At 60.7% G+C, this 19057-nt stretch carries 18 protein-coding genes; 15 read left to right on the top strand and 3 right to left on the bottom strand.

Annotation, left to right across the window (positions count from 1 at the left end):
* Positions 1–164: 164 nt before the first annotated feature.
* On the bottom strand, positions 165–356 hold the full coding sequence (locus ACAX43_RS16305; RefSeq protein ID WP_370709444.1) for a hypothetical protein: 192 nt from the start codon (positions 354–356) through the stop codon (positions 165–167).
* Here ACAX43_RS16305 and ACAX43_RS16300 point away from each other — a divergent pair.
* Positions 346–612, top strand: coding sequence for a hypothetical protein (locus ACAX43_RS16300; RefSeq protein WP_370709443.1), 267 nt, complete (start codon positions 346–348; stop codon positions 610–612). The two genes, ACAX43_RS16305 and ACAX43_RS16300, sit on opposite strands and share 11 nt — an antisense overlap.
* Positions 613–710: 98 nt before the next feature.
* On the opposite strand, the gene ACAX43_RS16295 is transcribed toward ACAX43_RS16300, so the two are convergent.
* Positions 711–2003: an aspartate carbamoyltransferase gene (locus ACAX43_RS16295; RefSeq protein ID WP_370709442.1), complete on the bottom strand. Its 1293-nt coding sequence runs from the start codon at positions 2001–2003 to the stop codon at positions 711–713.
* 446 nt (positions 2004–2449) lie between these two features.
* On the opposite strand from ACAX43_RS16295, the gene ACAX43_RS16290 reads away from it, so the two are divergent.
* From ACAX43_RS16290 to ACAX43_RS16265, 6 genes are all read left to right on the top strand, one after another.
* The gene (locus tag ACAX43_RS16290) at positions 2450–3436 is read left to right on the top strand and encodes a M23 family metallopeptidase (protein ID WP_370709441.1); all 987 of its coding nucleotides are present in this window, start codon (positions 2450–2452) and stop codon (positions 3434–3436) included.
* Positions 3429–3827 (top strand): hypothetical protein, encoded by a 399-nt coding sequence (locus ACAX43_RS16285; RefSeq protein WP_370709440.1) that lies wholly within the window; start codon positions 3429–3431, stop codon positions 3825–3827. The genes ACAX43_RS16290 and ACAX43_RS16285 overlap by 8 nt, the downstream gene beginning before the upstream one ends.
* A 158-nt stretch (positions 3828–3985) precedes the next feature.
* On the top strand, positions 3986–4420 hold the full coding sequence (locus tag ACAX43_RS16280; protein ID WP_370709439.1) for a polymer-forming cytoskeletal protein: 435 nt from the start codon (positions 3986–3988) through the stop codon (positions 4418–4420).
* A 148-nt stretch (positions 4421–4568) separates the two neighbouring features.
* A complete protein-coding gene (locus tag ACAX43_RS16275) occupies positions 4569–5360 on the top strand; it encodes an EAL domain-containing protein (RefSeq protein ID WP_370709438.1) in 792 nt (263 codons plus the stop codon).
* Positions 5361–5955: 595 nt separating this feature from the next.
* On the top strand, positions 5956–7596 hold the full coding sequence (locus ACAX43_RS16270) for an L-lactate permease (protein ID WP_370709437.1): 1641 nt from the start codon (positions 5956–5958) through the stop codon (positions 7594–7596).
* Positions 7597–7954: 358 nt separating this feature from the next.
* Positions 7955–9169, top strand: a complete 1215-nt coding sequence (locus ACAX43_RS16265; RefSeq protein WP_370709436.1) for a DUF2252 domain-containing protein — start codon at positions 7955–7957, stop codon at positions 9167–9169.
* Positions 9170–9188: 19 nt separating this feature from the next.
* Here the strand turns inward: ACAX43_RS16265 and ACAX43_RS16260 are convergent, their stop codons facing one another.
* Complete coding sequence (locus ACAX43_RS16260) at positions 9189–10076, bottom strand: LysR substrate-binding domain-containing protein (protein ID WP_370709435.1); 888 nt, start codon at positions 10074–10076, stop codon at positions 9189–9191.
* Positions 10077–10173: 97 nt separating this feature from the next.
* On the opposite strand from ACAX43_RS16260, the gene ACAX43_RS16255 reads away from it, so the two are divergent.
* From ACAX43_RS16255 to ACAX43_RS16220, 8 genes are all read left to right on the top strand, one after another.
* Positions 10174–10950, top strand: a complete 777-nt coding sequence (locus ACAX43_RS16255; RefSeq protein ID WP_370709434.1) for an HpcH/HpaI aldolase/citrate lyase family protein — start codon at positions 10174–10176, stop codon at positions 10948–10950.
* 20 nt (positions 10951–10970) lie between these two features.
* Positions 10971–11846: an amidohydrolase gene (locus ACAX43_RS16250; RefSeq protein ID WP_370709433.1), complete on the top strand. Its 876-nt coding sequence runs from the start codon at positions 10971–10973 to the stop codon at positions 11844–11846.
* A 22-nt stretch (positions 11847–11868) separates the two neighbouring features.
* Complete coding sequence (locus ACAX43_RS16245) at positions 11869–13035, top strand: DUF5624 domain-containing protein (protein ID WP_370709432.1); 1167 nt, start codon at positions 11869–11871, stop codon at positions 13033–13035.
* 88 nt (positions 13036–13123) lie between these two features.
* Positions 13124–14431: an MFS transporter gene (locus ACAX43_RS16240; RefSeq protein WP_370709431.1), complete on the top strand. Its 1308-nt coding sequence runs from the start codon at positions 13124–13126 to the stop codon at positions 14429–14431.
* Positions 14418–15524 (top strand): hypothetical protein, encoded by a 1107-nt coding sequence (locus ACAX43_RS16235; RefSeq protein ID WP_370709430.1) that lies wholly within the window; start codon positions 14418–14420, stop codon positions 15522–15524. Before ACAX43_RS16240 ends, ACAX43_RS16235 begins: the two co-directional genes overlap by 14 nt.
* A gap of 122 nt (positions 15525–15646) precedes the next feature.
* Entirely contained in the window at positions 15647–16753 is a 1107-nt protein-coding gene (locus ACAX43_RS16230; protein ID WP_370709429.1) for a porin, read from the top strand.
* Positions 16754–16861: 108 nt separating this feature from the next.
* Entirely contained in the window at positions 16862–17992 is a 1131-nt protein-coding gene (locus tag ACAX43_RS16225) for a YncE family protein (protein ID WP_370709428.1), read from the top strand.
* 133 nt (positions 17993–18125) lie between these two features.
* Entirely contained in the window at positions 18126–18932 is an 807-nt protein-coding gene (locus tag ACAX43_RS16220; protein ID WP_370709427.1) for a hypothetical protein, read from the top strand.
* The last annotated feature ends 125 nt before the right edge of the window (positions 18933–19057 follow it).

Here is a 19057-nt window from a genome sequence, read left to right as displayed (position 1 = left end):
GGAACGGGAATTGGCGGGTTGATGGGTAAAAGTGGGCGAAGAAGGCGTGATTTTGACGACGGCGGGAGGCTGTGTGATGTCTTTGCGTCTGCCGCACGAACGGCTTTTTTAGCGCCGACGTACGCCTTCTTGTCGAAGGGCCAGCCGTCTGTGGGGGCGACGCCTTAAAGCGCCGCCAGCTCTGTCAGCGTCTCCCGCAGCCACGCGAGCGCCGGGTCAGCCTGGTTGCGCGGATGCCATCCCGCATACAACGTGAAGCCGCGTGCGTCGAACGGCAGCGCAAAGGTATCGAGCCGCTCGGCGTAGCGCGCGGCGAAGCTGCGCCGGGGCGGCAGGCTGGTGCAGATGGGCAGCATGCAGGTGGGCCTGCCGATTCCCTATGGCGAGATGTTGCTGAACAACTGGGAATTGATCGGTCACTTCATGTACACGCGTGCCGACTATCTCGCGCTGGTTTCGCTGGTTGCGTCGGAGCAGATTCCGCTCGATGCGGTCGAGTTGAAGTCGTATCCGTTTGCCGAACTGGAAACCGCCATCGACGCCGCCGACCGCATGTCGGGCCTGCAATGCACGGTGGTGGACGGTAAGTCGCCGCAAGCCTGGGGTTGTTGAGCGCAAAGCGGCTTAACGGCGGCCGCATAAAAAACGGCCTTGCTGATTCACAGCAAGGCCGTTTTGTATCGGCGAATTCCGATCGGTCGGTTCCTCGTTCAATCGATGCCGTGAAACACCGCATCGTCCGGACCGAGATAAGCCGGCGGGCGCCACGCGGCATCGCGCATGGAATGCTGGACCAGCTTTTCGACGCCCAGCAGCACCGCGAAAATCGCCATCCGCACCGGGATGCCGTTATCCGTCTGCCGGAAAATCGCCAGCCGCGAATCGTGGTTCAGATCGACGCTCAGATCGTTCGCGCCCGGCCGGCTGTCGCGCGGCAGCGGGTGCATGATCAAGGTGTCCGCGCCACACACGCTGTCCATCAGCGCCTGATTGATCTGGAAATCGGGCGTGTAACCTTCGAACGATTCGTCCGTAAAGCGCTCTTTCTGGATGCGCGTGGCGTATACCACGTCGGCGCCGCGCAGCCCGGCGGGCAGATCGTGGGTCTGCTCGATTACGTGATCGTTGCGCGAAATCTGCTCGATGATATAACTCGGCATTTCGAGCATGGGCGGCGAGACCAGCGTGAACTTGATGCCGCGATACAGCGCCAGCAGCTTGACCAGCGAGTGCACCGTACGGCCATATTTCAGGTCGCCTACCAGCGCGATATGCGCGCCGTCGACGATCTTGCCCAGCCGCGAGAACTCGCGCTGGATCGTGTACAGATCGAGCAGCGCCTGGCTCGGATGCTCGCCCGGGCCGTCGCCGCCGTTGATCACCGGCACGTTGGTCGCGCGCGCGAATTCGGCCACCGAGCCTTGCTCCGGATGACGGATCACCAGCGCGTCGACGTAGCCGCTCATCACGCGGCTGGTGTCGTAGATCGACTCGCCCTTTGCCATCGACGAAAACGTGAAGCCGGTGGTGTCGCATACCGAACCGCCGAGCCGGCAGAACGCCGAGCCGAAGCTCACGCGGGTGCGGGTGCTGGCTTCGAAAAACAGATTGCCGAGCACCGCGCCCTCGAGCACGCGGGAGATTTTCCGGCGCCGCGCGATCGGCTGCATGATGTCGGCCACGCGAAACAGCGCCTCGACGGAGTCGCGCGAGAACTGATCGACCGACAGCAACTGCGGCTTGCCTTCGAACAGCATCTGGCTCGCAAGCGACTGCGAATCTACGCTTTGCGTATGCTTATCGCCCGGCTCGCCATGCACGACGATTTCCGACACGAAACGCTCGACAATCTCAGGCATGGCCCGCGATTCCTGCGAATCGTCCGGCAGCAGCCATGTGTCGAGCGCCCGGCGCGATACGCCGATGCGGCTCGCGAAGGTGTCTCGGGTCATGTTCATGCGACGCATCGCATCGCGTAGGAAGGCTTGTTGAGGGACGCTCATGCGGGCACCTGTCGGAGTGGGACGCGTATCGGTTATGTACGCGTTGCGTATATTAGTTTCCCTGTCGTAGAAGTCAAGCAATTTTGCGATGGGCTTTGCAAACCCGCGCCGGACGCGATTCCGCTCATCACACGGTTCGCGGAGGGCGAGGCGGGTCGCGCCGCGTTGTGCGCACCGCACCTGGCGCGCGCATCCTGCATACGCGACCTGGCATCTCGTTCGGCCCTCTGTATTTGAGATGATGCTTCGTGATGCCAGGCGATAATCGATCTCTTTGTCCCTTATCGCCACCGGAAATTGTCCGGTTGATGCCGCATGCAGTTAGTCCTTTCCGCCGATCTCCTGTCCCGCTTGAACACGCCGAGCGCGTTGAGCATGCCGAACGTGTGTTGTGCCGCCATCGCGCGGCCGTGCACACCTCGCACAGCCCGCGCCGGGAGCCGCTAATGTCCTCCGTGTTTCGCGCCGGCAGTCAGCTTTCCAGTGGCTCGGTCGGCTTCGTCACACGCCGCTCCGCGCTGACGATCGCAGTAAGCACCGCGTTCGGCGCGGCAGCGCTGGCGCTCGCCGCGGGTATCGCTATCGGCATGCATTGGCCCGCGCACAGTGGTTCCGGCGATCAGGCGGCGAATCGTGTCGAGCACGACTACGCGATCGATCAACTGGGCAAGCTGAACGCATCGGTAGCGCAAATCGAACCGCGCATTGCGCGCCTGACGATGCAGGTCGGCGCGTTGCGCGATTTCGAAGCACGTCTGAATACACCGCGGCCGGCGCCGCGCGCACCCGTTACGCAAGCTACGCCCGCCGCGCCGGGTGCTGCGTCCGAATCCGACACATCCGCCACAGACAGCGAAGGCGAGGGCGGCCCCGCGCTGCCGCCACGGCGCTGTACCGACGTGACGCCGCAACCCACCGGTCATGTCGATGCCGAGCGCACCCGGCAACAGCTGGACTGCATCGCTGCGACGCTGTCCGCGCTCGAGCAGCAGGCCGCCGACCACGCCATCGCGTACGCCGCGTTTCCCGGCCGCATGCCGGCCGACGGCGCGCGCTTCGGCTCGCCGTTCGGCAACCGCACGGATCCGTTCACGCATCGTTTGAATTTTCATCCGGGTATCGATCTGGTCGCCAGGACCGGCACGCCGATACTTGCGGCAGCGGGCGGCCGCGTGATCTTCGCGGGCGAGAAAGCGGGTTATGGCAATGCGGTGGAAATCGATCATGGCAACGGACTCGTGACCCGTTACGGTCATGCGTCGCGCATCGTGGTGCATGTGGGCGATCTGGTGCTGCCGCGCCAGTATGTTGCCGATGTCGGCTCGACCGGCCGCTCCACCGGCCCGCATCTTCATTTCGAAGTCCTTGTCAACGGCGCGCCGGTCGATCCGGCTGCCTACCTTGCGCTCTTCGCGCCACCCCTTCATGGCTGACCGGCGTTTTTCCCGCGATGCGGGCAGTCTGACCCACCGCGCCTATACGTTGCAGCCCGTGCGGCCGCCAGCTCTTCGCGTGGCCGCGTGGGTCCTCGTCTGCGCGCTCAGTGCGGCAGTTGGCGCGGCGGGCGTGATGGCCTGGCATGCGCAGCGCACCGACACAGCGGCGGACTCATGCAGCGCGGCGCCCGTCGATGAAGGCACCGAACAGACGGAACTCACACGTACGCGGCTTGCGCTGGCGCAGGAAGCGGCGGCGCGCGCCGCGGTACAGAAAGCCGCCGATAGCGCCGCTGCCGATGTCGCCCGGTTGAACGCCGAATTGCAGTTCCTGCACGGCCAGAGCAAGACGAAGCCGCCGGCGCATGCGGCGGCGCCGCGCCGCTGATCGCAGGCAAGCCGCGGCGGCATGAGTCAATTCGGCGCCGAACCCGTACCAACGCCTTGCCGACCCGCAGCAGGCAGCACCACAACGCAGTAAGCAAACCCCGGCTCGTCGCCCGGATAGCATCACGCGACGAACATTTTCATTTCCAAGAGATATTTATGTTCAGCAAGAAAAAACACGCGGGCATCCAGCAGACCAAGCTCGCCACCCTGATCGCTCACGACGTGCGGATCACGGGCGATCTTCAGTTCTGCGACGGCCTGCGCATGGACGGCCACGTGAAGGGCAATGTCAGCGGCGAGGCGGGCGCTCAGACGCTGCTGGTATTGAGCGACCGCGGCTCGATCGAGGGCAACGTGCACGGCTACGACGTGGTGATCAACGGCACGATTGTCGGTGACGTTATCGCCGATCACTTTGTCGAGTTGCAGAGCAATGCGCATGTGACCGGCAACATCTACTACCAGCAGTTGCGGATGGATTGCGGTGCCTCGGTGGACGGCAAGCTAACCAAGCGCGAAGCCGCGCAGGCGGCGATGCCGATTGTCGTATCGGTAGCCGATAGCGTGCGCGAGGAGCGCAAGGCCGGCTAGCCGGCCGCGTTTTGCGTCAACCCTAAAGTTAAACCCCTGCGTGCCGTTATCGTCTCTGTTGGACTGCATTTAGAACTTTGTCGTATCGCGCCGATAACCGCGAATGTCTGACGACGTGCAAGCAGATGCAAGTTGGAGCAAATGAAAAATGAATTCGTCAAACACATCCAGCGGCGATTTACGCATACACGCAGCGCAGGGTTGCACGGGCTGCAGGCAGGGTGCGCCTCTACCTATCGATATTGACTTCGCATTCCAGCCAATCGTCGACATGCAGAACAAGAGGGTTTTTGCATGCGAAGCGCTTGTTCGCGGGGTAAAAGGCGAGTCGGCGTATTCGGTGCTGTCGCAGATCGACGATGAAAATCGATATCAGTTCGATCAGCGCTGTCGTCAGGTTGCCATTGCAACGGCTGCCGAACTTAGCCTCGATGCCTTACTCTCGATCAACTTCATGCCTAATGCCGTGTACCGACCGGAGGTCTGCATCAGGACGACGCTTGAAGCGGCGGAGCGGCATGGCTTTCCGCTTGAGCGAATCATATTCGAGACCGTCGAGGGCGAACAGATCGCTGATCGCGCGCACCTGGTCGAGATTTTCAAGGCCTATAAAAACTACGGCTTTCTTACCGCTATCGACGATTTCGGTGCGGGATATTCGGGGTTGGCGTTGCTGGTGGATTTTCAGCCCGATATTATCAAGCTCGATATGCAGCTACTGCGTGGCATCGATACGGACACCGTCCGCCAGCGCGTCGTCAAGGGCATTCTGGCGATAGCCAGAGACCTTGGCATTCGGGTCATTGCCGAAGGTATCGAGACAAAAGACGAGCGGGACTTTTTTCTGGCGCACGACGTAAGCCTGATGCAAGGCTATTTTTTTGCGAAGCCCGCATTCAGGGCGATCCCTGTTCCCGCCGAGGACGTGTTTCTTCCATAGGTGTCCGGCCGCCAACTGACGACGCCGATCCACAGCCCCCGAGAACTGGTATGACCACCTGCCGCTCTCAGCGTCTGCTCAACTGAAATGGAACTTTTGCCCTTCTCCAAAAGGGAAGGATGGTCCGCGCGTCACCACTTACAAAATAAACTGGTACGACCACTTATTGTCTAGCTAGACGCGTGTCCCAGTTAAAGAAACAATTCAACCGATCTGGCGTGGGTTGTACGCCAAATCGCTGGGAGTGCGGTAACCGTCAAACGCCTGGAAGCTGGACGCAACGGCCGAACGGGCGGCGCCTGGTTCAGCAGCAGACGACGACAGTGAAGTGATCCGCACTTGCTTCGCTCGCACGATCGCAAAGGGGCGCAGTCGGGAGGAGGCGACAAGCATGCTATCAGCACGTGTTCGCCGGCTACGCGTGCGAAAACGTATCTTGGTCCGCGGTTTCCGTATGTGACTTTCCCTGCCCGTCGGCTACTCGAACGATCGAGTCGACGGTTTTTTGTGTGGGGACACATCGCGACTGAACCGTTGCAGGTGCGAAGAACCATAATTCGACAAATAGTCCGTTAGGCGGACATAGGAGACAGAAGTGGCATCAACAATGGCTTTACCGTCGGGCGTGCTGTTCGCGCAGCCGCTTACCCCTGTCGCGCACTCTCTATTGCTATCCTTCCTGGTCGCCGTCCTGCCGATCGCGATCGCACTGGTGATGCTCGGTATCTTTCGCCGACCGGCCTGGCAAGCGTCGCTGGCAGGCTTGATCGCGGGGCTCGCCATTGCCGTAGGGGTATGGGGGATGCCGGCAACGCTCGCGTTGAATTCTGTTGCCGCGGGAATGGCCCTGGCCCTCATCCCCGTGATGTGGATCGTATTCAATGCTTTGCTGCTTTATAACATCGCCGTGAAATCCGGACGTTTCGAGCAATTCCGCCAATGGATGCTCGACCATTTGCCTGATGACCGGCGGCTTGTCCTTCTCGTGGTCGCCTTCTCATTCGGTTGTCTGCTCGAAGGCATCTCCGGCTTCGGCACGCCTGTTGCAATCACGAGCGCGCTGCTGATCGGACTCGGTTTCCCGGCGCTCGAGGCGCTCACCTTTACGTTGATCTTCAACACCGCACCCGTTGCATTCGGCGCGCTCGGCGTTCCGATCACAGTGCTTGGCGCTGTCACGTCGCTGCCCGCGAATACGCTGGCGGCGATGGTCGGACGACAGTTGCCGTTTTTTGCGTTCCTGCTGCCGTTCTATGTTGTGGGCGTCTACGGTGGCATTCGATCGATCGGAAAGCTATGGCCCGCGCTGGCGGTATCCGGCGGCAGCTTCGGAATCGCTCAATTTGTTACGTCGAACTACCTTGGCTATCAACTGACTGATGTACTCGCGTCACTGACATCCCTGATCGTTACGATCGCCTTTCTCAAGGTTTGGAAACCGGAGCCGGACCCCGCGTTTGCGGTCGTGCGTACTGCGGAAAACACCAGAACGACAGGCCGGGTAGGGTACGGTGGCTGGATGCCATGGATTGTCGTTTCGGTGATCGTCATCGTGTGGGTTCATGCGAATATCGCGTCGATTGGCGACACCAAGATCGCATGGCCAGGCCTGCACAACGCTGTCTACGTGACGCTTTACAACAAGCCTTACGCGGCAGTGTGGAATTTTCAGCCGATGGGTACAGGCACGGCAATTCTGCTGGCGGCCGTCATCACCTCATTGTGGACGCGTACCGGCGTAGGTGATTTTCTTGGATGTGCGCTCAAAACATGGCGCCAGACTCGCATTGCGATTGCAACCGTGATGATGATCGTCGGATTGGCCTATTTGCTGAATTATTCGGGAATGAGCTATACGCTCGGGACGGGGGTTGCTGCGACCGGGGCGCTATTTCCGCTGGTATCCGCATCGCTGGGTTGGATTGCAGTGTTTCTATCTGGAAGCGACACGTCGGGGAACGCGCTGTTCGGCAATTTGCAGGTTGTGGCGGCAAGACAGCTTGGGCTTGATCCCGTTCTAATGGCAGCGACGAACTCGTCTGGCGGCGTGATGGGCAAAATGATTTCGCCGCAGAACATCGCCACTGGCGTGTCGACGACCGAATTGAAAGGACAAGAAGGCGTCGTATTCGCTCGTACCTTCTGGCACAGCGTATTCCTGACTTTGCTCCTGGGACTGCTGGTATATCTCCAGCAACACGTGCTGTCGTGGATGATTCCCGCACTGCCACACTGAAGAATTTCCGAGCCGCCGTTTTGATCGGCTCGGAGTGCATGGGGGAAAAGAAGTCGGCCGAAAAGATTAGACGCAAGCATTCATGGGTCTAGAAATTGAGGCATACATGGATTCGATTCCCCCGTGCGGTCTTTACCAGGATCAAGCTCTCCGTGTGGGAGACGCTCGACATGCTGACGCATGGCTCCAGGACGGAATGCGGTTTCGGCTTCAACGTAAGCGCCGACGGACGTTATTATCTGATGACGCAGCGGTGTGATTCGCGTGAAGCCGTTCAATCTCCATGCGCTCGCGGATTCGTTCCGCTCGCATTGAATCCGTATTGAAGCGGCGCTGAGCCGCGCCGAAGGGGAACCGCATGCCCGATATCGCGCAGGCCATCGCCAGCTTCAACGTGGGCCGCGACCCCGAACGGCTCGCGATGAAATACAAACTCATGCGCGGCTCGCCGTTCGTGTTTTTACGCGGCACCTGTCATCTGTTTTACGCGCGTCTGCCGCGCGACAAAGTGCTCGACGATGCGCCGCCGGTATGGATCTGCGGCGACATGCACGTGGAAAATTTCGGCAGCTATAAAGGCGACAACCGCCTCGTCTATTTCGACAACAACGACTTCGACGAAGCTTGCCTTGCGCCGAGCCTTTACGAACTGGTGCGCCTCCTGGCGAGTGTGCTGGTCGGCGCGAGCGACCTCAAGCTGAGCCGCGCGCAGGCGCTCGCGCTCTGCCACACCGCGGTCGATGCCTACAGTGCGGCGCTCGCCTACGGCAAATCGCGCTGGATCGAAGCGGAGACGTCGACAGGCATGGTGCGCGATCTGTTCGACGCGCTGGCGAGCCGCACGCGCGCCGCGCATCTGGACCGGCGCACCACGCTCAAGGGCAAGACCCGGATGCTGAAAGTGGACGGCAAGAAAGCGCTGCCGGTTAGCGACAAGGCGCGCGCCGCAGTCACCGAGTTCATGCATCAATTCGCCGCCGACGAATCCAATCCCGACTTCTATCGCATCGTCGACGTGGCGCGCCGGGTTGCCGGCACCGGCAGCCTGGGCGTGGACCGCTACGTGATCCTCGTCGAAGGTAAAGGCTCGCCGGACGGCAATTATCTGATCGATCTGAAAGAGGCGCTCCCTTCATCGGTCACGCCGCATCTGCGCACGCCGCAGCCGAAGTGGCAGAGCGAGGCGCAACGCGTCGTTGAAGTTCAGCGGCGCAATCAGGCGGTCTCGCAAGCGTTCTTGCATGCAGTTGATTTCAATCAGCGCTCGTATGTGCTGCGCAGCTTGCAGCCTTCGGAAGACCGGGTGGCGTTGAGCGACTGGAACGGCAAGCTGCCGCGGCTCGAGGAAGTGGTCAACAGCATGGCCGAATTGAGCGCGTGGGCGCAACTGCGCAGCAGTGGCCGGCAGAAGTCGTCGATTGCCGACGAGCTGATCGCGTTCGGCAATCGCAAGGATTGGCAATTGCCGTTGATCGAACTGGCGACGCAATGCGAGGCGCAGGTGGAGGCCGACTGGAAATCGTATTGCGAAGCGTACGATCGCGGCGTGTTCAACGTAGCGGCGAAGCCTTGATGTGAACCGCGCGGGCCGCTTACCGCAGCGCCAGAGCGAGTTCCGCAAACTGCATCGCCCGCGCATTGGCGTCGCCGTAACGATGCGCGATGTATAGCGTGGTGGTGGTGTCGGTCTCGTCGAGCGTTCTGAAGACGACGCCGGGCACTGCGATGGTCTGCAACGTTGCCGGTACGAGAGCAATGCCGAGACCGGTTGCGGTCAGACCGATCAGCGTCGAAGCCTGCTGCGCTTCCTGTACTACCTGCGGTTCGAAGCCGCGTTTTGCGCACAGCGCAAGCGTCTGCTGCGACACGGCCACGCCCGCCTGGCGCGGATAGGCGATAAACGGCTCGTTGCGCAAATCCTTGATCTTGATCGACGCCGCCTTCGCCAGCCGATGCCCGGCGTGCATCGCCACCAGCAACGGCTCTTCCAGCAGCGGCGTGAACACGAGATCGGGCGATGGCGTGCTGTCCGGCAGCCGCAGCAGGCCGACATCGAGTTCGCGTTGTTCGATCGCCTCGATCTGCCGCGACGACGACAATTCCAGTAGCGAGATATTGACCTTCGGCCGTTGCGTCCGGTACGCGTGAATCAGACGCGGGAAGAGCGGCGACAACGAAGACGCGTTCGTAAAGCCGACTCGTAACCGCCCCACGTCGCCGCTGACGGTCTCCCAGACGCTTTCCTTCGCGTGTTCGATCCGGGCGAGGATCGCCCGTGCGTCGTCCAGCAACGCCAGCCCCGCCTCGGTCAGCGCAACAGTGCGGCGCGTGCGATGGAAGAGCCGCGCGCCCAATTCCGCCTCCAGCGACTGGATCGCAAGGCTCAACGGCGCCTGCGTGATACCCAGCCGCTCGGCGCTGCGGCGGAAATGCAGTTCCTGCGCCAGCACCACGAAATATTCCAGATGACGAATGTTCATTGATTTGCTTTGTGAATCAATAACCTTGATTTGGAGAATAAATCAAAACTGTTTCCCGGGCGATACTGTCTTCCACCTACTCAACGACGGAGACAGCATGAACGGTGCGGAACTGGTCGAACGCCTGCGAGCGCGACACAAGATCATTGCGCTGGGAATTCGCGCCTCGCGCACAACGGATGCGGTCCGCTGGGCCAAAGCGGCCGGCTACGACACGATCTGGGTGGATATGGAACACAGTTCGCTGCCGGTCGATACCGTGTCGCAACTGTGCTCATGCGCGGTCGATCTGGGCCTGATGCCGTGGGTGCGCGTGCCGGAACGCGATTACGGCACCATCAACCGCGTGCTGGATGGCGGCGCGCTGGGCATCATCGTGCCGCGTGTCGAGACCGCCGAACAGGCGCGCGACGCGGTGATCGCCACACGCTTTCCGCCGCTCGGCCAGCGTTCGCAACTGGCGACACTGCCCTACGTCAACTTCGAGAAACTTCCCGCTCGCGAACTCAACCGTCGTCTGAACGACGTGACCGTGCTCAAGGTGCTGATCGAAAGCCGCGCCGGCGTCGAAGCCGCCGATGCAATCGCGGCGATCGAAGGCGTCGACGTGCTCGCGCTTGGTTGCAACGATCTTGCCGCCGATCTGGGCTACGCCGGCGAATCGGCGCATCCCGTGGTCGTGGCTGCGTGCCGCAAAGTGATCTCGGCAGGGCAGCGGTACGGCAAGGTGGTGATAGTGGGCGGGATGCCGGAGTGCGAGTCGCTCAATGAATTGCGCCGCGAGGGCGCCGCGTCTTTCATCTTTGCCGGCATCGACAGCGATGTTTATCTTGCGGCGCTGCGTGAGCGCGTCGAGCAGGCACGCAAACTTTAATCTATTTCTACTTTCAGATCATGGCAGAAACTCCGCTGATTTCCACGCCGATGCGCGACTACGATACGTTGTCGCGCCCTTCGTTCCCGATGCCGCCGCTCGCCTGCGACGCGCACATGCACGTGTTCGGCCTCGAAGACAAATATCCGAAGGTCGAGCATCCGCACTACACATTGCCCGACGGCAAGCTCGCGCACTATCTGCAGATGATGAACGTGCTGCACTTGAAGCGCTTCGTGATCGTGCAGCCGAGTTTTTACGGCACGGACAACCGTTGTTTGATCGACACGCTGCACGTGGCGGGCTCGATCGCGCGCGGCGTCGTGATGATCGACGAGAACACGGACGCGGTGACCCTGGACAGCTTCCATCAGTCCGGCGTGCGCGCAGTGCGGCTCGATCTGTTTGCGCGCGCGGCGCTGCCGACCGTCGAGATCCAGCGGTACATCACGCGGATGGCGCGTTTGTGCGCAAGCCTCGGCTGGCACGTGCAATTCTATGCGCCGGGTTGGGTGGTGCGCAATCTGATTCCGTTTCTTGCCGACGTGCAGACCGATTTCGTCATCGATCACATGGGCTACATGCTCGAAGACGGCCTCACGCAAGCAGATTTCGACCGCCTGCTCAGTCTGCTGAAAGACGGCAACTGCTGGCTTAAACTCAGCGCGCCGTACCGGATCGCCAAACATCGCGGCTATGAAGCCGTGGCGCCGATGGCCGAAGCGATCATCAAGGCCGCGCCGCGGAAAGTGATCTGGGGCTCGGACTGGCCGCACATTCCGGATTCAACGCGCGATACCGGCGAATTGCTGAACCTGCTCGGTGCATGGACTGACGACGCAGCGGTTCACAAGATGATTCTGTCCGATAACCCCGCGCGTTTGTTCGATTACTGAGCGACAACCAGGCGAAAACCAGGTGAAAGACAAATCCATGGCCTATCAACCCGACGCTGCCTTTGCCGGTTTGTTTCGCGCTTTCACGTCGGACCCGCAGAGCATCGGCGCGCATCTGACGCAGCAGATGGCGCAACAAGCCGCCGATGCGCCGATGCTGGTCTCGACCGGCAGCGACATCGTGCTGTTCCCCGGCGGCGCACGCACACCGTCGATCGAGAGTTTTCGCAAATCGACGCGTGGTTTTATTGAATTGACGGCGGTCTCGCATCTGCCTTTGGCATTGGCGTATCTGGCGAGAATGCGCGAGCTGTCGCCGCACGACGACGCGTGGAAAAGCGATGCGGTGCGTTTGCGCCACCATGCTCAGGAAACGCGTAACGCCAATTCGATAGTGTTGTGGCGTGATCGCGTTGCAGTGGAGAGCTTCTGCGGCCACGAGCGCAAGATCGCCAACCTCGTCGATTACACGTGCGGCGTGACGATCGAATTGCTCGCGCGAGCCGAAGAAGAGCCGGCGTTGCTGAGCTTCGAGCGCCTCAACACGGAATACTTCGCGGCCGCGCCGAGCGCTGCGTTGCCCGTGCCGATGAACGACGTGATGTTCGCGACCTTCGGGCTCGCTTTCCTCGATATCGTCTATCGCATCGGTAACTGGTTGCGCGCGCAATCGCTCGACTGGCGCCGTGCGATGGTGCTGGTGAGCGGCCAGTCGGGCCGGCCGACGGCGGGCGCTACGTGGGCATCGAACAATATGTGCTACCTCGTGTGGCGTGCGTCGGAATGCGTGTTGCAGCCGGAGCGCATCCTCGTTGCGCCGCATGCGCCGTCGTTCTCGGTGGCTGAGCTTCCCGATGCGGCCGGTCTCGCGGAACTCGAACGCACGTATCGCGGCTTGTGGTTGAACACGCGTGCGAGCATCGACGTCGCGCGTTTGCTGTTTCCCGAGCAACGCGCCTACCACTTCGAACCGGCATCCGCTGACAGCATGCCGCCGATCACGTCGATCGACGATCGCGACGCCACTGCCGCACGGCTGCGCCGCATCATGGAAGACCCGGCGCAGCTGTTATCGAACTGTGTCGCCGATTACATCGTCGACCAGTTGTATGGCAACGGCAATCAGCCGCAAAACGTGGCGATTCCTGGTTTTACCAACGTGTCGTATCCAGATGCCGTGAGCTCGTAACGGCGTCGTTGTTGGCTGGTTAAAACGACCGGTGCGTAAGGGCTCACGCGCCGGCTGAATCTAATGCCCTTGATGGATGGAGACAGTTATGAATGCTTTTGGGTTGGGACAATCGGCCGGGCCGCCGTCGAACCATGTGCTGCGCATCACGCTGGTGTGCTTTGCGGTGTCGATGATCGACGGCTTCGACACGCTGATGTTGTCGTTCGTCGCGCCGTTGCTGGCGAAGTCGTTACAGATCGATCACGCAACGCTTGGCCGCGTGTTTGGCGCGGGCTTTGTCGGCACTGTACTCGGCTCGCTGATCGTCGGGCCGCTGGCGGACCGCTTTGGTCGCAGGCCAATGCTGGTACTCGCGCTGTGCGTGACCGGCATTTTCACGCTGGGTTGTGCGTTCGCGACCTCGGCGACGATGCTTGCCGCGCTGCGTTTTCTAGGCGGCCTCGGCATGGGCGGCGCGATTCCGCCGGTGGCCGCGATCACCGCCGAGAGCAGCTCGCCGCAACGCCGCTCGTCGCTGGTGATTCTGATGTTTATCGGCTTTCCGCTCGGTGCGGTGGTGGGCGGGGCGATCACGGCGGCGTTGATGATGCGCTTCGGCTGGCCGTTCGTGTTCCTGATGGGGGGCGCGAGCGCACTGGCCGCGCTGATCCCGGTGCTGCTGGTGATCCCGAAGCAGACGGTGTCGCGTGCCGAACACGCAGCGGCGCGGCCGCGCGGCGCGGTGGGTGGAATGGTGTTGTTCGGCAACCTGTTCAGTGGCGGCCGGCTCGCCGCGACCCTGGCGCTATGGTTCGGTGTGCTGTCGAGCATGATCCTGTCGGGTTTCCTCGTCAGTTTCATGCCAACGATCCTGAACATGAACGGCGTGGCGCCCGCACGTGCGGCGCTCGGTGCGGTGGCGTTGAACATCGGCGCGATCGGCGGTGCGCTGGTGATTTCGATGGTGGTCGGCAAGCGTGGACCCTTCGTGCCGGTGGCGATTTCGTTTCTATGCGGCGCTGTGTTGACGGTCGCACTCGGTCATATCATCGGCGCAGGGAATGTGGCGTTCGCGATGCTGTTCGCGGTCGGCGCGTGTCTGGTCGGCGGGCAGTTGACGTTTCCGGCCATTGCCAGCCGGCTCTTTCCCGCCGACGTGCGCGCGGCCGGCATCGGTTGGGCGATGGCGATCGGGCGCACCGGTTCGATCATCGGCCCGCTGGTGGGCGGCATCCTGCTGTCGCAACATCTGCCGTTCGACACGCTGTTCATCGTGGCCGCGCTACTCGCGGTAGGCGGTGCGCTCGGCGTCGGCCTCGCGAACCTGTGGCGCCCGCGCGACGACAGTGCACCGGTCACGCCAGCCATGTCCTTCACTAACGCCGGTTCGGAGTTGGGTAATGGGAAAAACTGAATTGAACGCCGGCCTGCTCACACCGCTGCAGCAACTGCCCACCAGTGGTGCGCGCGCGGTGGAAGTCTTTACGACGCACGAGGGCACCTTTCTCGCGGTGCCCCAACTCGCGCGCGATGTGCCGGGTGAACCACCCTACATGAACGGTGGTGACAGCGACATTGAAGCGCCGATCTACCGCTGGCAGGACGGTCGTTTCATCGAGCATGAAGCGCTAGCCTTGCCAGGCGGCGAAGACCTCGAGTACTTCGAGATCGACGACCGGCGCTTCCTCGCGGCGGCTGGCATTCGAACCGGCAAGGGGCCGTACGATCTCGACACCGACGCTGTCGTGTATGAACGCATTGATGGTGCATGGGTGCCGCTGCAACGTTTTCCGGTGTTTGCGGCGAAGCAATGGTTTGCCTTTTCATTTGACTCGCGCCATTTCCTCGCCCTGGCGCAAGGCGTGGTGGTTGACGGTGTCGTGCCGAAACATCCGCGGCAGTCGTGCCTGTTCGAATGGAATGGCGAACGCTTCGAGCCGTTTCAGACTTTCGGTGGACAGTGGGGCTACAACTGGGCGTTCACCCGTTTCGGTGGCGAGCACTATCTTGCGTACGCGGATCACGTCAGCGGATCGTCGGTGCATCGCTGGGACGGTGAAAAGTTTGCACCGTTGCAAGTGTTCAGCGAAAACGGCGGGCGTGCGTTCCGGTTTTTCGAAGCGGATGGCGCGCTATGGATGTTGCACGCGAATCTGCTCAAGCACACCACACTCTATCGATTCGACGGCGCGCAGTTCATCGACACGCAAGTGCTAGGTGGCGCCGGCGGACGCGAACTGTGTCTGGTCGACGGCGAGGATGGGCGCTATCTGGTGCGCGTGTGCTTTATTACCGGAACACCTAAAGCACCTGTTGTCGTGCCGTACTCGGAGATTTACAAGTGGCAGGGCGCGTGTTTCGAACTCGTTGGCGACTTTGCGACATCGGGTGCGACCGACGCCACCAGCTTCGTCGCCGATGGTCAGCGCTATCTGGTGGTGAGCAACAGCCTGAGTGACGAAATCCGCTTTCGCACCGATTCGACGTTATACCGGTTCAACGGTTAGCGGCTAGACCCGACTATCACCCGCGCCCGGCGGCCCGCCGGGCATTCCCGACAGGGAACAGCGATCCCTCCTGCGAGGGAGGGCACCGTTTTGCCTTAAAAAACAAATATTGGAGACAGTGAATGAACAAGCTTGCCTTGAGTACAACAACGTTACTTGCGTTAATGAGCCAGGTTGTCCACGCTCAAAGCAGTGTCACGCTGTACGGCAGAATCGATGATGGCGTGACCTTTGTGAGCAACGAGGCAGGTAGTCACAACACGAAGCTCGACAGCGGAGTTTATTTCCCGAATATATGGGGCATGGCCGGTCACGAGGATCTGGGGGATGGCAACACGCTGGTGTTCAAGCTGGAAGGCCTTTTTGATCTGAACAGCGGCAGGATGCTTCCTGCAAACACAGAGTTTGCACACCAGGCCCTGGTTGGCCTGGAGACGCCGTATGGCAGGCTCACCATGGGTTACCAGTACGACCTGACCTTCGACTTTTACAACCAGTTCAATGTGGGTGCCCTGGGCAGTGGTTATGCGGTCCATCAGGGGGACTTCGACCACACCAACAACGACCGGATGGCGAACTCCATCAAATATACAAGCCCGACTTTTCAGGGATTCACGTTCGGTGCGATGTATGGCTTTAGCAATACAGCCGGAAACTTCCATGACGGCAGCGCCTGGAGCGTGGGCGCGCAGTACGTGAACGGTCCCTTGACGATCGGCACCGCATATACCTTCGACGCGACGCCGACTATCGACCCCTACGCGCAGATCGGCGTGCACAGCTTCTTTGGCGTGCCGACCGTGAGCGGCAGCGGCAATACGGCCACCGATCTCCAGCCGGAATTCAGGATCCAGTCTTTAGGAACGTTCGGATTCGGCGCTTCATATGCGATCGGAGACCTAACCCTTTATGGCAATTTCTCCGACTCAGTGCTGAAGTATCAGGGCGATGCCTCCGCAATGCACGTCTACGAGACCGGGGCTACGTATCAGGCCACCCCGTTCCTGCAGTTGGTCGTCAGCTATCAACACACCAGTTTTCAGGGTTACAAATGGAATCAGGTGTCGGCTGCAGCGAACTACTCTCTCTCCAAGAGTACGCAGATCTACATTTCTTCGGACTACTTGAAAGCATCGGCTGGCGTCGACGCAGTTCTCGGCGAGGCTTTGACACCCTCGTCGACAGGGCAACAAGCCGACGTTCGCATTGGTATTGTCCACGCCTTTTAATTGTATCGAGTCGCAACTCTTCCGCACGGCTGAACACGGGATCGAGCATGAATTCCCCGTCCTTGCTGTGGGCTGGAAACCTTAATAACTGATCGGAGAAGTCAACAAATGAAACGAGCATATGCCGGAATTGCGGTTGTGGGCGCTGTGGCGTTTGGCGCCTATGCATGGGGCGCCGAGTCGGCAGACAGTCTGCCGACGTGGTCCGCCAACATCCCCATCAAGGTAGCGAAACACTTTGCCTTCGATACGAGCGCGATGGCAGACGGAAAGTACTACCTCGCCGACGGATCGAATGTCGCACTCGACGTGTTCGACGCCAAAACCATGACGCTGCTTGCGCAGATTCCCGGGGATTTCGCCGGAGTTGGAAAGACCTTCGATACGTCCTCGCCCGCAGGTGTGACTCCGGTCCCAGGCACCTCTTTGGTCTACGTGGGAGACATCAACGCGGTCAAGCTTATCGATGTATCTGAAAAGAAGCTTGTCAAAACGATCGCGGTCAGTACGTCGGGGATCCGTGCCGACGAGGGTTGCCTCGACCCGGATCACCACATCGTGATGTACTCGAGCGGCGGCGGCAAGCCACCGTTTGCGACGTTCATCGATACCCAGACTCAAGCTGTTGTCGGCAAGCTTTCGCTGGATGATTCCAACGGTCTCGAAGCGTGTGGCTACGACCCGAAGAATAAGAACTTCATGTTGAACAACGACGGAACTAAAGCCCATCCGAAGGGCGAGGTCGACGTCATTCCTGTCGAGTCCGTCCTTGCGGGAAAGCCCAGCGTTTCGAAGGTGTTTGGATTGAAAGGATGTGAGGCGCCCACTGGACTCGCAATAGGGCCCGGCAACGATGCGCTGATTGGGTGCGATCCCGACGAGGGGAGCAGGCAGACGACATTGATCATCGACCGCAGCAACGGCAAAACGCTTGCCGAACTGCCGTTCGGCGGTGCCGACCAGGTTGTCTATGACCCGGTGTCGAAACGTTACTTCCTTCCCGCCGGTCATCACTCAGCCGACGGTATTTCTCAGGTAGGACGGAAAGAGGCGAAGTTCGATCCGGTACTCGGCGTCGTCGACGCCACTACACGGCGCTTCCTTGGCAGCGTTCCCGCAGGGATCCACGCTCACTCAGTTGCCGTAGACGGGGAATCGCATCGCATCTTCGTACCGCACGCGGGCGGAGCATCGGCCGAGTTTGCCAGCCCCGGAGTATCGGTATTCGCCACGCAGTAAGCGCGTGCCGGACAAGGATTGCCGCGTCGCCTTCAGGATGGTCTCGGCGTTTCGACCCGCCTGAAGGCTTTGAACCGGCTATATGCCGTCCAATTGCAATACCCACCAGGACACCATTCAAAGGAACAATGTGATGACCAAGTCTCCAGATTCAGATCAGCGTCGAATGACTGATCTAACCAGCAAAGTCCCGCAGATCACCGTGATGTTCTGGATCGTCAAGATCCTCGCGACCACGGTGGGGGAGACAGGCGGCGATGCCCTTTCCATGACGTTGAAACTCGGTTATGCACTCAGCAGCATCATCCTCCTCGCATTTTTCTTCGTCACGCTGACTGCCCAGATCTTGTCTAAACGGTACCACCCTTTCTTTTATTGGCTAGTGGTAGTCGCCACAACGACCGTCGGCACAACCACATCGGATTACCTGGACCGCACTGTCGGTCTCGGTTATGTGAAATCTTCCTTTATGCTGTTTTGCGGCGTTCTGCTGATCCTCTTCATCTGGCGCCGCGTCGCCGGCAGGGTCGAGTTCGAGAACATTACCACCCGGAAGGAAGAGATTTTCTACTGGCTCACGATCATGATCTCCAACACGCTCGGGACCGCTCTAGGCGATTTCGTCGCGACCAGTGTCGGTCTGGGATTTGACGGCGGCGCGCTAGTGTTCGCCGGCCTGATCGCCGTCGTGGCCGCAGCGCACTTCTGGCTGAAGAACGTCCCGCCCAGCGCATTTTTCTGGGCCGCATATATCCTCACGCGCCCGCTCGGAGCCACACTCGGCGACACCCTCACCAAACCCTATAGCGAAGGTGGGCTGGAGTTGGGGCGCATCACGTCTTCCTTGACCATTGCAGCGTTAATGGCTGTGGGGATCATTCTGATGTCGAGAAGGAAACAACGACGTCCCGCTTCATCCAGCCAAGCCCTGCTGGATTGAGTCGGCAGCCACGATATCGCAAAGGGCTGGTGGCGCGCCTGTCGGGCCGGCGCCGGGTGTGGCCACTTCGCTGGTCGAGCCGGCCACTTGCAGTAGCGCGTCGTAGTCGCTTCTCGAAGCGGCGC

It is taken from the genome of Paraburkholderia sp. IW21 (assembly GCF_041321145.1).
Lineage (GTDB): Bacteria > Pseudomonadota > Gammaproteobacteria > Burkholderiales > Burkholderiaceae > Paraburkholderia.
This window is presented reverse-complemented; position numbering and strand designations above follow the sequence as displayed.

Coding starts and splice junctions, on each gene's coding strand:
- ACAX43_RS16305 (WP_370709444.1), bottom strand. CDS start 356: ATGCTGCCCATCTGCACCAGCCTGCCGCCCCGGCGCAGCTTCGCCGCG.
- ACAX43_RS16280 (WP_370709439.1), top strand. CDS start 3,986: ATGTTCAGCAAGAAAAAACACGCGGGCATCCAGCAGACCAAGCTCGCC.
- ACAX43_RS16255 (WP_370709434.1), top strand. CDS start 10,174: ATGAACGGTGCGGAACTGGTCGAACGCCTGCGAGCGCGACACAAGATC.
- ACAX43_RS16250 (WP_370709433.1), top strand. CDS start 10,971: ATGGCAGAAACTCCGCTGATTTCCACGCCGATGCGCGACTACGATACG.
- ACAX43_RS16225 (WP_370709428.1), top strand. CDS start 16,862: ATGAAACGAGCATATGCCGGAATTGCGGTTGTGGGCGCTGTGGCGTTT.
- ACAX43_RS16220 (WP_370709427.1), top strand. CDS start 18,126: ATGACCAAGTCTCCAGATTCAGATCAGCGTCGAATGACTGATCTAACC.
- ACAX43_RS16300 (WP_370709443.1), top strand. CDS start 346: ATGGGCAGCATGCAGGTGGGCCTGCCGATTCCCTATGGCGAGATGTTG.
- ACAX43_RS16260 (WP_370709435.1), bottom strand. CDS start 10,076: ATGAACATTCGTCATCTGGAATATTTCGTGGTGCTGGCGCAGGAACTG.
- ACAX43_RS16265 (WP_370709436.1), top strand. CDS start 7,955: ATGCCCGATATCGCGCAGGCCATCGCCAGCTTCAACGTGGGCCGCGAC.
- ACAX43_RS16295 (WP_370709442.1), bottom strand. CDS start 2,003: ATGAGCGTCCCTCAACAAGCCTTCCTACGCGATGCGATGCGTCGCATG.
- ACAX43_RS16290 (WP_370709441.1), top strand. CDS start 2,450: ATGTCCTCCGTGTTTCGCGCCGGCAGTCAGCTTTCCAGTGGCTCGGTC.
- ACAX43_RS16240 (WP_370709431.1), top strand. CDS start 13,124: ATGAATGCTTTTGGGTTGGGACAATCGGCCGGGCCGCCGTCGAACCAT.
- ACAX43_RS16235 (WP_370709430.1), top strand. CDS start 14,418: ATGGGAAAAACTGAATTGAACGCCGGCCTGCTCACACCGCTGCAGCAA.
- ACAX43_RS16230 (WP_370709429.1), top strand. CDS start 15,647: ATGAACAAGCTTGCCTTGAGTACAACAACGTTACTTGCGTTAATGAGC.
- ACAX43_RS16285 (WP_370709440.1), top strand. CDS start 3,429: ATGGCTGACCGGCGTTTTTCCCGCGATGCGGGCAGTCTGACCCACCGC.
- ACAX43_RS16275 (WP_370709438.1), top strand. CDS start 4,569: ATGAATTCGTCAAACACATCCAGCGGCGATTTACGCATACACGCAGCG.